Origin of the sequence: Streptomyces sp. NPDC046931, assembly GCF_040644655.1 — a bacterium.
Classification (GTDB): domain Bacteria; phylum Actinomycetota; class Actinomycetes; order Streptomycetales; family Streptomycetaceae; genus Streptomyces.
The window spans coordinates 128887-142674 of sequence record NZ_JBEYWX010000002.1 but is presented as its reverse complement, the minus strand read 5'-3'; the positions used below and the strand labels follow the sequence as shown (position 1 = coordinate 142674).

Sequence of the window (13788 nt, the reverse complement as noted above, 5' to 3'; positions counted from 1 at the left end):
GGCGCGCACCGAACCGGGCGCCCCTGATCGGCGGATATCTTCGCACTCATGCTGATGAGTCCGGGGGGACACGGGAAAAGGGGGCTCGGCTCCGGGGAGGAGCCGCAGGGGCCCGGTCGGCCCGACCCCCGTGGGATGCGGCTGCTGGCGCTCCTGAGTGTGGCCGCGGCCGTGGCCGCGCTGCCGCTCACCGTGGCCTTTGCCGGACAGGTCGGCGAAGCGGGCCGCGTCGCGGTCCGCCAGCCGGCGCACGATGACGCGAAGCGATCGGTCTCCCTGCGTTCCCCGCTGGTGCGGGGTCCCGGGCTCGCCACCGCCGTCCGCTGCGGATCGCCACTCTCCTCCGGCGACGGCATCGAGGCTCAGACCTGTGTGCTGACGCGGGCAGGGGACGTCTGGGCGCGCACGTACTACCGCAACGCCAGTGGCGAGCGCCTGAGTTCCGTCCTGAATCTGATGACGCCCGACGGACGCACCGTCGAGACGCGCTGCGCGGTCGCCGCCGCGGACGATCCGGAGACCTGCGAGACGCCCGGGCAGCATGTGGCGGGCGACCCGGGGGCGTACGCGGCGGTCGCGGAGTTCGCCCGGGGAGACGGCGGCGGACCGCTGCTGCTGCGCTCCGGGAGCGAACGGCCCGAGTCGAGCGAGCAGTAAGTCGCGTGAGCGGTAACTCGTGTGCTGCTCAAGGCGGTTGATGTACGCGCGTGACGGAATGTGCGCACGTGTACATGGGAAGACCCGGTTGCTGGCGACGGGGGATGCACCAGCAACCGGGCTACTGGAACGGTAACAAGAGATCGGCGCTTCGCAAATTCGATCTCGGCTATTCGGACATCGATTTACCTGTCACATCGGCAACTTGTGACAGGAGTCACCTGCCCGAGAGCCCGGGACCGTCTGAACGGTCGGTTGGCGGCGGTGGTGGGTCAGCTGAGCGTCACCTGCCGGTTGGTCAGCCCGCCGCGCGCGCGGCGCTCGTCCGCGGTGAGCGGTGCGTCCGCCGCCAGGGCGGTCGCGAGACGCTCGGCGAACTCGGCCGCCGGCTTCTCGATGTCCGCCGCGCTCACCTCGCTCGGCAGGTCCCACACCGGCACCGTGAGCCCGTGGGCACGGAAGGAGCCGACCAGGCGGGTGCCTTCGCCGAGGCTCGACTGGCCGGCCGCATGCAGCCGTGCGAGAGCGTCCAGAAGCCGCTCCTCGGGGTGCGGCATGACCCACCGCAGGTGGTTCTTCTCGGGAGTCTCGCACCAGTAGGCGGCGTCGACGCCCTCGAGCTTCACGGTCGGGATGGCAGCGGCGTTGGCCCGCTCCAGGGAGGCGGCGACCTCCGGCGTCGCGTTCTCCGCGTCCGGGACCCAGAACTCGAAGCCGCTGTGCACGACCGGCTCGAAGGGGCCTTCGGGGTCCAGCAGATCCTGAAGCCGCGGTCCGTCGGCGGGTGCGCGGCGGCCCTGGACCGGCGTGCCCGGCGGGGCCGTCAGGGCGCGCTGGAGGGTGTCCGCGAGGTCGCGGCTGATGTCGCCCGACGCCGTGTCGTTCTGAAGGCCGAGCAGGACCGAGCCGTCGTCGCGGCGCAGGGCCGGCCACGCCATCGGCAGGACCGTGACGAGCGTGACCGAGGGGACGTCCTCGGGGAGGTCCTCCCTGAGCTTCAGCTCGGCGGTCGCCGCCGGCACCAGCTCGCGCAGCGCGATCCAGTCGCACTCGCTCGGAAGTCCCTCGAACGGACGCTGCACCAGCTCGGTCACCGCGTGCGCGGCGGCCCGGCCGTGGCAGGCCTTGTAGCGGCGGCCGCTGCCGCAGGGGCAGGGCTCACGCGCGCCGACGACCGGGATCTCGGCCTCCGTGAGCTGCGGCCGCTCGGCCTTGGTCTGGAGTCGCTTCTTGGCCATCGTGGGTGTCTCCCGGTTACGGCTCGTCTCGTACGGGCGCGAGCCTAGCCGCTCGTACGACGCCCGACGGGATCCTGTGGACAACGCACCGAGGCGTCCTCGAAGCGGTGCTCCGTTCCAGGTCGAAAGGCGCCGACCGGGCGGGCGTCGGCCGTTCCTCCCGCGCCCCGGCCGACCGCCGGGCGACGGGCGTCCCCGGCCGCTGGGATCCGGGTCGGCGGGGTGTCCGGACGGCGGCCTTCGGGCTGTCCCGTTCCCTGTGAGGAGCCTTCGGGGGAGCGCCGCCCCTCGGTGCCGTTCCCGGTCCGGCCTGCCGATGCCGCCGTCTCAGTCCAGGTCGTCGAACGCGTCCGCGAAGTCCAGGCCGGGTATCTGCGACACGGACGGGGAGGTGACACGCGTAGCGAAGTCGTCGCGCCGGTGTGCCGATCCGACGTCGTCCTGGACCACGACCCAGACCGTGACCTCGCCGTGGACGTCGTCCCGGACGCCCCAGTCCTCGGCCAGTGCCGTGATGATGTTCAGTCCACGGCCGCCGTGCGCGGTGACCGAGGGGGTCGCGGGAACCGGACGGGTGGGGCCGCCGCCGTCCGTCACCTCGACCGTGAGCCGCCCGGAGGCGTCGACGCGCCATGCGGCGCGCACGTCCCCGTCCCCCTGCAAGCAGTCGCCCAGTGGTCGGCCGTGGCGACACGCATTGCTGAGCAGTTCCGAAAGGATCAGTACGGCATCGTCGATGACCGATTCCGCCACGCCACCGGTTCGCAGCTGATCGCGCATCCGATGTCTTGCTTTCCCCACGCCCGCAGGACCATGGGGTACGGCCATGCTCGACGACGTGGGCACCTCCTGTGCCACCACCAACGCCACCCCCGAGACCTCCTTCGCCCCACGCCACGGTGTGAATGCCCCATGGGAATGGCCTGGAAACCGGACCGTGCACCTGTGCTGACGCATTGTTCACGCTCGAACACGCAGCGAACGCGCCGGTGCACACCCTGTTGTCAATTGGCTGGTTTTCGTCCCCTTATGCGGTGGATTCGCGGTGGTTCTCAGTGACGGAACTCTCGCGCAGGCGTTCACCGGCCGAGCTGGTTGAGTACCGCGCGCGGGCGGTTGGTGATGATGGCGTCCACGCCCAGCTCGAGACAGAGGTCGACGTCCTCGGGCTCGTTCACGGTCCACACATGAACCTGGTGGCCGACCTGCTTCAGCCGCTGGATGTAGGTGGGGTGGCTGCGCACGATCCGCATCGAGGGGCCCGCGATCCGGACGCCCGCGGGCAGCCGTCCGTCCCGCAGCCGGGGTGAGAGGAACTGCAGCAGATAGACCGTCGGCAGGTTCGGGGACGCGGCCCGGACGCGGTGCAGCGAGCGCGCCGAGAAGCTCATGACCCGTACCGCCGACTCGGCCGCGGACGCCGGGGCGTCCAAGCCGAATCGCTTCAGCAGAAGCAGCAGCCGCTCCTCCACCTGCCCCGCCCAGCGTGTGGGGTGCTTGGTCTCGATCGCGAGGTCGATGGGGCGCCCGGCGTCGGCGACGAGTTCGAGCAGACGCTCCAGGGTGAGGACGGAGGTGTCCTCGGGGTCCTGCGGGCGGTGCTCCCAGTCGGGCTCCTCGTCGCTCCTCTTCCAGGAGCCGAAGTCCAGGGCGGCGAGGTCGGCCAGCTCCAGCGCGGAGACCGCGCCTCGGCCGTTGGACGTACGGTTGACGCGTCGGTCGTGGACACAGACGAGGTGTCCGTCCGCGGTCAGCCGGACGTCGCACTCGAGGGCGTCGGCGCCGCCCTCGATCGCCTTCTTGTACGCGGCCAGGGTGTGCTCGGGGGCCTCCTCGGAGGCTCCGCGGTGGGCGACCACCTGGACCAGGTGCTGTCGTGCGTGGGTCACCGCGTCATGGTGCCACCGTCAGGGGGAAGGCGTGGGATCGGAAGGCGACGCGACGGTATCGGCGAGGTGTCGGGAATGCAGATTTTTGTTCGGACAGGTCCGATATAAAGGGAAGGGGCAGACCCACAGCCGCCGCTTATGGTGCCCTGACGTCCCGTGGGAAAAGCTTGACGGCATACGAAAGACTTGCACAGGTGAAACGCGCCCGGCGTCTCGCAGGGTGAGCGGATGCGGCCGAGTGCAACCGATTGGAACAGCCGTGGAACGAGGAGAAGAGCTGTGAGCACCGAGAACGAGGGCACTGCGGTACCCCCGGCCCCGTCTGCACCTCCCGTGCCGGTGGACGCTCCCGCTTCCGCGCCGGGCGCGGCTCCCCAGGGGCGGGCGCCGTCCGCGGCGCCCGGCCCGGCCCAGCCGGAGGGCGCGCCGACCACACAGTTCCCGCCCGTGCCTCCGGGGCGGCCCGGCGCCCCCTCGGCCGCCGCGGCGGGCTGGCCGCCGCCTCCGCCTGTCATGCCCGTGTACGGGGGTGGCGGCGGTGCGGGTGGCGCCTGGGGCGCCTCGTACCAGGAGCCGGACCCGAAGCCGAAAGGGAGCCGTGGCGGCCTGGTCGCCGCGATCCTCGTCGCCGCTCTGGTGGCGGGCGGCGTCGGCGGCGGCATCGGCTACCAGTTGGCCAGGAACGACGACTCCACCGGCTCGACGACCGTGTCCGCCGCCACCAGCGGTGGCGACGTCAAGCACGACAACGGCTCGGTCGCGGCAGTGGCCGCCAAGGCCCTGCCGAGCACGGTGACCATCGAGGCCGAGAGCAACAACGGCCAGGGCGGCACCGGCACGGGCTTCGTCTTCGACAAGCAGGGCCACATCGTCACCAACAACCACGTGGTCGCGGAGGCGGTCGACGGCGGAAAGCTCTCGGCGACCTTCCCGAACGGCAAGAAGTACGACGCCGAGATCATCGGGCACGCACAGGGCTACGACGTCGCCGTGATCAAGCTCAAGAACGCCCCGTCGGACCTCCAGCCGCTCCCGCTCGGCGACTCCGACAAGGTATCGGTCGGCGATGCGACGATCGCGATCGGCGCCCCCTTCGGCCTGTCGAACACGGTGACCACGGGCATCATCAGCGCCAAGAACCGCCCGGTGGCCTCCAGCGACGGCAGCTCTTCCAGCAAGGCGTCCTACATGAGCGCCCTCCAGACGGACGCCTCCATCAACCCGGGTAACTCGGGCGGCCCCCTGCTGGACGCCCAGGGCGCGGTCATCGGCATCAACTCCGCGATCCAGTCCACGGGCAGCAACGGCATGGGCGGCAGCAGCCAGTCCGGTTCGATCGGTCTGGGCTTCGCGATCCCGATCAACCAGGCCAAGTACGTCGCCCAGCAGCTGATCAAGACGGGTAAGCCGGTCTACGCCAAGATCGGCGCCTCGGTCTCGCTGGAGGAAGGCAGCGGCGGGGCGAAGATCACGGACCAGGGGGCGGCCGGCACCGCCGCCGTTGAGCCGGGCGGCCCGGCGGACAGGGTGGGCCTCAAGCCGGGTGACGTGATCACCAAGCTCGACGACAGGGTGATCGACAGCGGCCCGACCCTGATCGGCGAGATCTGGACCCACAAGCCGGGGGACAAGGTCACGATCACCTACGAGCGCGACGGAAAGTCCCACACGGTCGACCTGACCCTGGCCTCCCGCGCCGGCGACAGCTGATCCGGCGGCCCGCGCCATCGGCGGTGACCCCCGCGCGCCCCTGCCAACCCGTTACTCTTGTCCCGCGCCCGCGATCACGGTGGGCGCTGGGTGGGTTGCCCGAGCGGCCTAAGGGAACGGTCTTGAAAACCGTCGTGGCGCGAGCCACCGTGGGTTCAAATCCCACACCCACCGCTTGTAGGTCAGCGTATGTGCTGGTCAGAAGGGGTGTCTCTCGGCGAGAGGCACCCCTTCTGCACGCACCTTGTCTCACTTCCGGCTCGCCCGTATCCCGGGCTTGACCAGGGCGTATGGGCCATCTGTGGGCCAGGAAGCGGGATGGGGCCATGTCCGACAGGGGACGCCGGGTCCCCTATCAGAGGGCTCCTGGCTAGGCGATGTTGTTGAACTTGGTGCCCTCGCCCGCGTAGAGGTTGGTCGTCAGCCGGCTGAACGGGGCCGTCGTCGAGCCGGTCGAGCGGTAGACGTACGTGCCGTTCGCGCCGTAGGCGATCAGGTCGGGGCGGCCGTCGGCGGTGACGTCGCCGGCGCCGACGAGGTGGGAGAAGGCGTTCCAGCCGGAACCGATCCTGACGCGGGTGGTGAAGTTGCCCTTGCCGTTGCCCTGGTAGAGCCAGAGGACGCCGTAAGTGTCGCGGGCGACGAGGTCACCGGCCGTGGTGCCCGCGATGTTGCCGACTGCGGTGATCTGGTTGTAGATCTGCCAGCCGCTGCCGAGCCGGAGGCGGGTGGCGAAGGGGGCGGACGAGCTGCCGGTGCCCTTGTAGAGCCACAGGACGCCGGAGGCATCGGTGGCGAGGAGGTCGGCTCGGCCGTCTCCGGTGAGGTCGCTGCCACCGGTGATCTTCTTGTAGATCTGCCAGCCGGTGCCGACCTTGACGCGGGTCGCCAAGGTGCCGTCGCCCCTGCCCAGGTACATCCAGAGGACGCCCGAGGTGTCGCGGGCGACGAGGTCGCCCGTCGAGGCGCCGGCGAGGTTCCCCGCGGCCTCGATCTGGTTGTAGACCTGCCAACCGGTACCGATCCTCGTCCGCTTGGCCGTGGTCACCTTGCTGCCCGACGGCCAGTCGAAGAGGTCGTCCCGCCACAGCACACCCGAGGCGTCCCGCGCGAGGACGTCCGTCGAGCCGTTGTCGTTGAAGTCGTGCGGGTTGGCCTGGCGCGAGACCTGAAAGCTCCCGTGGGCGGTCGCCGGGCCGCCGACGCCGTCCGTCGGGGTGGCGGTGATCTGCCAGGTGTAGGCGCCGTTCGGGGCGCTGATGCCCTCCAGGACGCCGTCCCAGACGAAGGCGAAGCGGCTGTCGGAGACCGGCTGGGGCAGGCGCTTGGTGAGCTTCTTGCCGGTGGCCGTATGCGTGAGCGTGAGGTCCACGGTGGCGTTCGCGCGGGACAGGTTCCACTCCATCGGGACCGTGGTGCCCGGCTTCTCCAGGCTCACCGCGGTGGGGACCTTCGACTCGGTCACCTTGACGGCCAGGACCCGGCCCGTGTCCGCCACGAGCGTGGCGCTCGGGAGGCCGTCGTTCCCCTCCCAGATCCGGAACAGCCCGTCGGCGTCGGCCGTGGCGCCCCGCACGAGCAGACCGCCGTCCGGCGCGTGGGCCACGCTGGAGAAGTGCTCCAGGAGTTTGTACGGCGCGGCGGTGGAGTCGGTGATGCTCCGGGCGTACAGCGGGCTCAGCGTCTCGTCGGCCGCCTTGCCCGGGACCCCGTAGAGCAGCGTGTCCCTGGTGACGCCGGCGATGACGGCACCACTCATGGAGCTGTCCATGGCGAACCTCTGGTGGACGCCCGTCCCGTCCACGACGAGTTCGGTGACCCCGGCCCGGTACTCGGCCCACGCCTCGTAGTCGGCGGTGTAGGCGCCCGTCGAGGCCTGGGTCCACGGGGCGGTGTTCTCCCTGCTGCCCGACTCGATCGTCGCGTCGCTGTCGACGGACGTGCGCGTCTTCCAGTACTCGGTCCGGAAGGTCGTCGAGCTCGGGAAGACCCGGTTGCTGCTCAGGACGAGCAGGACGTCGCTTGTGGAGGCGACGACCTTGAAGTCCATGCTGTAGGGGTTGGACGAGCGCTTCGTCTTCTTGGCGACCCCGTCGACCTGGGCGAGCTGCCACAGCTCGTGGTAGTCCCCGCTGCCTGTCGGAACCTTCACGAAAAGGTTGTCGCCAACCACGCCGACGAGCTTCGCACCGGGCTTGAACTCGGACGCGAGGTCGTAGGACGCGGACCAGGTGGCGCCTTCCTTCATGTCCCGCAGGAAGACCATGCTGCCGCCGTCGCTGGTCACGACGATGTCGGAGTTGCTGTCGTAGCCCATGGTGCCCGTGCTGACCGGCAGCACCGAGCCGTCCACGTACTTGCGCCACTCCAGGACCTTGTTGCCGGAGTCGTCCATCCGGGACGTGAGGTAACCGGTGTCGCCGGTGCTGACGATCTCGGCACCGAGGGGCAGATTCGTCTCGTCGGCGGGGGCGGCGGTGGCCCCGGTCATGGCAGCGGGAGCGGCCACGGCCCCGGGCGAGGCCTGGACGCCGGCACCGACCGTCACGGCGAGAACGGTGGCGACGGAGGCGCCGAGACGGCGTCGGGTGCCGCGTATGGAAGCCAAGGAAGTCCTTCCTGATGAGCCGAGCTATACGCACATCCGTGCGTGACGCTCGATCGGACCCGCGAAGAGGGAGGGTGGTTGTACGAGTTGCTCTTGTTTTTCGCGACAACGAGCGGACCGGGAGCGCGGGGCATGCCCTCACCTGCGTAAACTCGCTCTCCAGGAGCTTCTCGGGCAGCTCTTCAACACCACCGCCATGACCATCGGCCGTGCGGTCAAAGACGTCCGCCCGCTCCTGGAAGCCCACGGCGTCTGCATCCCCGCTTCGGCAGCCCGTTTCCGCACACCAGCCGGCATCGCCAGAACCGCAACTTCGGCAGCATGCCGGCCAGAGCGCCAGCGGGCGCGAGCCATTCAGGGCTCACGCCGAGACTCCCAAGTACAACTACCTTCACAGTTACGGTGATTACGATGTGCCACTTCGCACCGTGTGCAGGATGGCCGGCGCTGCTGTAGGTGATGGTGCGGGTCTCCCAGTCGATGAATGCCGTGGCCACGGTGGTGTTCTCGGCGCCGTCGATGGTGCGGGCGTAGAGTCCGAGGACTTCCAGGGCGCGGGCGGGGCCTTGGGCGACGAGGCAGGCGGCGGTGAGGGCGCCGCGCAGTTGTCCCATGACGCCGGCCGCGGGCAGGCCGTGGCCGACGACGTCGCCGACGGCGATGGCGATGCGGTGGCCGGGCAGGTCGACCAGGTCGTACCAGTCTCCGGCCACGTTCAGCGCTTCGGAGGCGGGCCGGAGCGTACGGAACGGCCTGTGGCCATCGTCCGGGCAGGGCACGATCTCCGGGAAAAGGGGGAATCCGATGGTTGTGTTGCTCGGTGTGGTGCTGGTGCTCACGGTGGCCGGGTGTGGGGCCGTGGTGTGGGCGGCACGCGGTGGCCCTCGGTGGGTGCGTGCCGTGGCGACCGCAACCCTCGTCGCGGGTGAGCTGGTCAGGCGTTCCGGCAAGGACAAGCGCAGAAGGCGCACTCTCGAGGACTAGGGCTCCTCAACCGCCCTCGACGGAGGTCTTCGTCTTCTCCATCGGGTGCTCGTCGGCGTGGCGGACGAGTTCGAGGAAGCGTGAGTCCCCGGCCACCGCCAGCAGTTTCTTGCCGGTGACCGGTGCGGAGACCGTGTCAGGCCGGCCGCCCCGTCATCCGTGCCGCCGACGCGACCGTCGAGCGGGCCTCGCGCCGGGTGAGGCCGGTGCGGATCGCCGCGTCGACCAGGGCGGGGGCGAGGGCCGGTCCGATGCCGTTCTCGTAGGCCCGGCAGGCGGCCCAGAAGAGGCGGGTGTTGCGCTGGCCCTCATGCGCGGCGAGGACGAACTCGACCAGGCCCTGGCCGTGCCGCCCGGTCGACGAGGGCGTCGGGTGGGGGTCCCGGGGCGGGGGCGTGAGCAGGCGCAGCAGAGCGGGCGGGCACGGCGCGGGCGCCAGGTGTGCGGTGCCCGGCGCGATGCCGTACGCCCCGTGCTCGGTGCGTGAGCCGGGGCCGACCAGATAGCCACCGGCTCCCCGGACGTCGATGCCTGGGGCCAGACGGCTCGCCGAGTTGGGGACGACGACGTCCGGAGACCCGCTCAGCCACAGGTGACGGCCGCCGCTCGGGGTCAGTATGACGACCGTCTCGGGGATGGTGAACAGATGGCGCGACGCCAGTTCGCGCAGGGCGGCCGAGGAGTCGGTGCCGGACTTGGTGTCGAGGTCGATACCGATCAGGTGGTGGGGACGCAGGCCGCAGGCGATGCCGTAGCCGGTGGCCCAGGGCGCTGCGGCGAACAGTGCGCGGATGCGGCGGGGGTCGGTCGTGGCGTCGTACACCCCGTGGCCGAAGCGGCCGCACTCGCCATGGCACACGGGGGTCGTCGGTTCGGGGTCGTCGCGGTGGGGTGAGCGCAGGGCCGGCAGCTTCGTCCGGGACAGCGGGATCACCGCGAGCCCGCGCTCCGCGGCGGACAGGGCGTGTGCCAGGGCCAGGGTGGTGGCCTGCCGGTCGATGGTGGCCATACATCCATGTTCGTACACACGTTCGAAAAAGGGAAGAGGGGGTGGCCTTGGGGCGGGCTTCACCGGGCCCGCTTCGGCCCTTGGCGCGTACGGGATCCGACGGCCTCGGTCGGCCGGTGTGCGGGCACCTGCAAGGGAATGTCGTGAAAGGGGTTTATCGACCGCTCCTCACGCTTGCGGGCGAATCGCGGCTTCCAGGGCGATTCGCCGGTGATGCGCTGGGCAACTCTGGAGTCGCGACGTCGTGCACCGTCCGAGGTGGTCGGCCAACTGCCTTGGCACAAGCCGTACTTCACGTACACACCGGCGACCTGGCCGGCGCGTACAGGGTTCTGGAGGAAACACATGGCAAGCATCCGTACCGCCCGCGTTCTCGCCACCGTCGCGGCCCTGCCCCTCGCGGCCGCCCTCTTCACGGGCGTCGCCTCGGCGGACAACGGCGCCTTCGCGGACGACGGATCGAACGCGGCGGCGGCGAGTATCACCGGCAGCGGCGTCGGCCGCGACAACAACGGCAACTCGTCCACCACACAGCAGCAGGCGGTCGGCACCGGTGCCTCGAACCAGAGCAACACGGCCCAGGTGAACCGCTCCGCGTTCACGGCCATCAATCAGCGGAGCCAGACCGTGCTCATCCACTTCACCCGGCTGTGGTGAGCGACGGGCCGATGCGCCGTCATCGGCCCTGATGTACGTCTGGGTGCTTTCTGGGGTCATCACACGTCCGCGCGGCGGTGCTTCGGTGCCGCCGCGCGGACGTTTTCCGGCGCCCACGCGCGCGTGCGGGCGGTTCCCTTGACAGCCGCCATGAGCTGACGGACAGTCAGAAAGTCTTGCTCCGGGAGAGGAGGAGCCGATGAGCGACGCGGGCGAGGGTGCGTTCGCCGCGCGGCTGAAGACGTACGAGGGCCGGCCGGCCGCCGTCGCGGGCGTCGGCAAGGACCGGGTCAACGCGCCCATGATCCGGCACTGGTGCGAGGCGATGGGCGACACCAACCCCGCGTACACCGGCCCCGACGCCATCGCCCCGCCCACCATGCTCCAGACGTGGACGATGGGCGGTCTCTCCGGGCACGGAGGGCGCGCGGGGGCGTACGACGAGCTGCTCGCACTGCTCGATGAGGCCGGCTGCACCTCGGTCGTCGCCACGGACTGCGAGCAGGAGTACGTGCGCCCGCTGCGGCCCGGCGACGAGGTCACCTTCGACGCGGTGATCGAGTCGGTCTCGGACCGGAAGCGGACGAAACTCGGCACGGGGTACTTCGTGACGACGCGGATGGACCTGCGAGTGGACGGGGAGCCGGTGGGGACACACCGGTTCCGCATCCTCAAGTACGCACCCGTGCGTGCCAGGCCCGGCGGCCGAAGGCCCCGCCCGGTGATCAACCGGGACAACGCCGGGTTCTGGGAGGGCGTGGCCCGGCACCGGCTGCTGATCCAGCGGTGCAGCGGCTGCGGCACCCTGCGCTTCCCCTGGCTGCCGGGGTGCAACGCGTGCGGCTCCCCGGAGTGGGACACGGCCGAGGCGAGCGGCGCCGGGACGGTCTTCTCGTACGTGGTCATGCATCATCCGCCCTTTCCGGCCTTCTCCCCGCCCTATGCGGTCGGCCTGATCGAGCTGGCGGAGGGCGTGCGGATGGTCAGCAATGTGATCGGGGTGCCGTACGACAAGGTGCGGATCGGTATGCCCGTGCGTCTGGAATTCGCACGGTACGACGACGAGCTGGAGCTTCCGGTGTTCCGGGCCCAGGACGGGGACGGGAGCTGACATGGACTCCCCGCGCATACCGGTGGACATCCCGCGTACGGCAGTCGCGGCGGGGATGCGGCTGACCCCCCTCGAGATCGAGATCACGCGCACGCTGATCGTGGCCGGTGCGATCGCCTCCCGTGACTACCAGGACGTGCATCACGACGCGGAGCTGGCCCGCCGGAAGGGTTCACCGGACATCTTCATGAACATCCTGACCACGAACGGCCTGGTCGGACGATATGTCACGGACCACTTCGGCCCTCATGCGGTCCTGCGCAGGGTCGCCATACGGCTCGGCGCGCCCAACCACCCGGGGGACACCATGGTGCTGACCGGCACGGTCGAGGAGGTCGACGGGAACACCGTCACGGTGCGGGTGGCCGGGGAGAACGGCATCGGCCGGCACGTCACCGGCACGGTCACCGTCGTCCTCCAGGGCACCGGCACCGGCACGGACACGGACACCGGCACCGGCACGGATACGGGCACGGACACGGATACGGGCACGGACACCGGCACCGGCACCGGCACCGGCACGGATACGGGCACGGATACGGGAACGGACACCGGCACCGGCACGGACACCGATACGGACACCGCCACCGCAACCCTCCCGGTCGGGAGTCCCGAATGAGCGTGCGCACGAAGGACGCCCTCGGCGGACGGGCGGCGATCGTCGGGATCGGGGCCACCGAGTTCTCCAAGGACTCCGGCCGCAGCGAGCTGCGGCTGGCGGTGGAGGCGGTGCGGGCCGCACTGGACGACGCGGGGCTCACGCCCGCGGACGTCGACGGCATGGTCACGTTCACGATGGACACCAGCCCCGAGATCACCGTGGCCCAGGCGGCCGGGATCGGCGAACTGTCCTTCTTCTCCCGGATCCACTACGGCGGCGGGGCGACGTGCGCGACGGTCCAGCAGGCCGCGCTCGCGGTGGCGACGGGGGTGGCCGAGGTCGTGGTCTGCTACCGGGCGTTCAACGAACGCTCCGGCCGCCGCTTCGGCTCCGGGGTGCAGCACCGGGAGCCGTCGGCGGAGGGGACGGCCTTGGGCTGGCCGCTGCCGTTCGGGTTGCTCACCCCCGCGTCCTGGGTGGCGATGGCGGCCCAGCGCTACCTCTTCACCCATGGGCTGACCCCCGAGGCGTTCGGCCAGGTGGCCGTGGTGGACCGCGGGTACGCGGCGACCAACCCGGCGGCGTACTTCCACGGGCGGCCCATCACACTCGCCGACCACGCGGCCTCGCGCTGGATCGTGGAGCCGCTGCGGCTGCTGGACTGCTGCCAGGAGACGGACGGCGGCCAGGCGCTGGTGGTCACCTCCGTCGAGCGGGCCCGTGACCTGCCGCACCCGCCCGCGGTCATCGCGGCCGCCGCCCAGGGTGCGGGCCGCGCCCAGGAACAGATGACGAGCTACTACCGGGACGACCTGACCGGGCTGCCGGAGATGGGCGTGGTGGCCGGTCAGCTGTGGCGGACATCGGGCATGGGACCCGAGGACATCCACGTGGGCATCCTCTACGACCACTTCACGCCCTTCGTGCTGATGCAGCTGGAGGAGTTCGGGTTCTGCGCACCGGGCGCGGCGGCGGACTTCGTGGCCGCGCGGACTCTGCCGCTCAACACCCATGGAGGACAGCTGGGAGAGGCCTATCTGCACGGGATGAACGGCATCGCGGAGGCCGTACGCCAACTGCGCGGCACCGCGGTGAACCAGATACCCGGCGCCACCCGCACCCTGGTCACCGCGGGAACCGGGGTCCCCACCTCCGGCCTCGTCCTGACGGCGGACGGATGACCCGGCCCCCTCCCTCAGGGCCCGGTACCCCTCTTCGCACCTGCTCCGGTGCTCGTCTCTCAGGGGTGAACCCGCACGCGTGCGCACCGGCTCGTCCACCTTCAGTAGGTAAGGCCGACCTCCCGCATACAACCTGAGGGGGA

The 13788-nt window shown here is 70.6% G+C and carries 11 protein-coding genes, 1 tRNA gene and 2 pseudogenes; 8 read left to right on the top strand and 6 right to left on the bottom strand.

Going from position 1 to position 13788, the window contains the following annotated elements:
* Nucleotides 1-48 precede the first annotated feature (48 nt).
* A complete protein-coding gene (locus tag ABZ876_RS04710; protein WP_361774242.1) occupies nucleotides 49-657 on the top strand; it encodes a hypothetical protein in 609 nt (202 codons plus the stop codon).
* Between the two features lie 272 nt (nucleotides 658-929).
* Here the strand turns inward: ABZ876_RS04710 and ABZ876_RS04705 are convergent, their stop codons facing one another.
* The 3 genes from ABZ876_RS04705 to ABZ876_RS04695 form a co-directional block, all read right to left on the bottom strand.
* Complete coding sequence (locus ABZ876_RS04705) at nucleotides 930-1895, bottom strand: DUF5926 family protein (protein WP_361774239.1); 966 nt, start codon at nucleotides 1893-1895, stop codon at nucleotides 930-932.
* Nucleotides 1896-2222: 327 nt separating this feature from the next.
* Nucleotides 2223-2852, bottom strand: coding sequence for an ATP-binding protein (locus ABZ876_RS04700; RefSeq protein WP_361774236.1), 630 nt, complete (start codon nucleotides 2850-2852; stop codon nucleotides 2223-2225).
* A gap of 122 nt (nucleotides 2853-2974) precedes the next feature.
* Nucleotides 2975-3784 (bottom strand): glycerophosphodiester phosphodiesterase, encoded by an 810-nt coding sequence (locus ABZ876_RS04695; RefSeq protein ID WP_361774234.1) that lies wholly within the window; start codon nucleotides 3782-3784, stop codon nucleotides 2975-2977.
* A gap of 279 nt (nucleotides 3785-4063) precedes the next feature.
* Between ABZ876_RS04695 and ABZ876_RS04690 the strand changes: the two genes are divergently transcribed.
* Both ABZ876_RS04690 and ABZ876_RS04685 read left to right on the top strand, forming a co-directional pair.
* Complete coding sequence (locus tag ABZ876_RS04690; RefSeq protein WP_361774231.1) at nucleotides 4064-5494, top strand: trypsin-like peptidase domain-containing protein; 1431 nt, start codon at nucleotides 4064-4066, stop codon at nucleotides 5492-5494.
* Nucleotides 5495-5583: 89 nt separating this feature from the next.
* Nucleotides 5584-5668 (top strand) — tRNA-Ser (locus ABZ876_RS04685).
* Between the two features lie 196 nt (nucleotides 5669-5864).
* Here the strand turns inward: ABZ876_RS04685 and ABZ876_RS04680 are convergent.
* Together ABZ876_RS04680 and ABZ876_RS04675 are read right to left on the bottom strand one after the other, a co-directional pair.
* Nucleotides 5865-8102, bottom strand: a complete 2238-nt coding sequence (locus ABZ876_RS04680) for a VCBS repeat-containing protein (RefSeq protein ID WP_361774228.1) — start codon at nucleotides 8100-8102, stop codon at nucleotides 5865-5867.
* Between the two features lie 434 nt (nucleotides 8103-8536).
* Nucleotides 8537-8839: pseudogene (locus ABZ876_RS04675) on the bottom strand (PP2C family protein-serine/threonine phosphatase); the annotation flags it as partial.
* A 67-nt stretch (nucleotides 8840-8906) separates the two neighbouring features.
* On the opposite strand from ABZ876_RS04675, the gene ABZ876_RS04670 reads away from it, so the two are divergent.
* Complete coding sequence (locus ABZ876_RS04670; protein WP_361774225.1) at nucleotides 8907-9086, top strand: hypothetical protein; 180 nt, start codon at nucleotides 8907-8909, stop codon at nucleotides 9084-9086.
* A gap of 136 nt (nucleotides 9087-9222) precedes the next feature.
* Here the strand turns inward: ABZ876_RS04670 and ABZ876_RS04665 are convergent, their stop codons facing one another.
* Complete coding sequence (locus ABZ876_RS04665; protein ID WP_361774222.1) at nucleotides 9223-10095, bottom strand: bifunctional DNA primase/polymerase; 873 nt, start codon at nucleotides 10093-10095, stop codon at nucleotides 9223-9225.
* Between the two features lie 345 nt (nucleotides 10096-10440).
* Between ABZ876_RS04665 and ABZ876_RS04660 the strand changes: the two genes are divergently transcribed.
* The 4 genes and pseudogenes from ABZ876_RS04660 to ABZ876_RS04645 all read left to right on the top strand — a co-directional run bounded on the left by ABZ876_RS04660 (nucleotide 10441) and on the right by ABZ876_RS04645 (nucleotide 13645).
* On the top strand, nucleotides 10441-10752 hold the full coding sequence (locus tag ABZ876_RS04660) for a hypothetical protein (protein ID WP_361774219.1): 312 nt from the start codon (nucleotides 10441-10443) through the stop codon (nucleotides 10750-10752).
* Nucleotides 10753-10951: 199 nt separating this feature from the next.
* Nucleotides 10952-11863: a bifunctional MaoC family dehydratase N-terminal/OB-fold nucleic acid binding domain-containing protein gene (locus ABZ876_RS04655; protein ID WP_361774216.1), complete on the top strand. Its 912-nt coding sequence runs from the start codon at nucleotides 10952-10954 to the stop codon at nucleotides 11861-11863.
* A 55-nt stretch (nucleotides 11864-11918) separates the two neighbouring features.
* Nucleotides 11919-12275, top strand: a pseudogene (locus ABZ876_RS04650) (MaoC/PaaZ C-terminal domain-containing protein); the annotation flags it as partial.
* 203 nt (nucleotides 12276-12478) lie between these two features.
* Nucleotides 12479-13645 carry a lipid-transfer protein gene (locus tag ABZ876_RS04645; RefSeq protein WP_361774213.1) on the top strand — a complete coding sequence of 389 codons (1167 nt, stop codon included), beginning with the start codon at nucleotides 12479-12481 and terminating at the stop codon, nucleotides 13643-13645.
* The last annotated feature ends 143 nt before the right edge of the window (nucleotides 13646-13788 follow it).

Excerpts from the sequence above, each read along its gene's own strand:
- ABZ876_RS04710 (WP_361774242.1), top strand. The coding sequence starts at position 49 with ATGCTGATGAGTCCGGGGGGACACGGGAAAAGGGGGCTCGGCTCCGGG.
- ABZ876_RS04670 (WP_361774225.1), top strand. The coding sequence starts at position 8,907 with ATGGTTGTGTTGCTCGGTGTGGTGCTGGTGCTCACGGTGGCCGGGTGT.
- ABZ876_RS04700 (WP_361774236.1), bottom strand. The coding sequence starts at position 2,852 with ATGCGTCAGCACAGGTGCACGGTCCGGTTTCCAGGCCATTCCCATGGG.
- ABZ876_RS04655 (WP_361774216.1), top strand. The coding sequence starts at position 10,952 with ATGAGCGACGCGGGCGAGGGTGCGTTCGCCGCGCGGCTGAAGACGTAC.
- ABZ876_RS04660 (WP_361774219.1), top strand. The coding sequence starts at position 10,441 with ATGGCAAGCATCCGTACCGCCCGCGTTCTCGCCACCGTCGCGGCCCTG.
- ABZ876_RS04645 (WP_361774213.1), top strand. The coding sequence starts at position 12,479 with ATGAGCGTGCGCACGAAGGACGCCCTCGGCGGACGGGCGGCGATCGTC.
- ABZ876_RS04705 (WP_361774239.1), bottom strand. The coding sequence starts at position 1,895 with ATGGCCAAGAAGCGACTCCAGACCAAGGCCGAGCGGCCGCAGCTCACG.
- ABZ876_RS04665 (WP_361774222.1), bottom strand. The coding sequence starts at position 10,095 with ATGGCCACCATCGACCGGCAGGCCACCACCCTGGCCCTGGCACACGCC.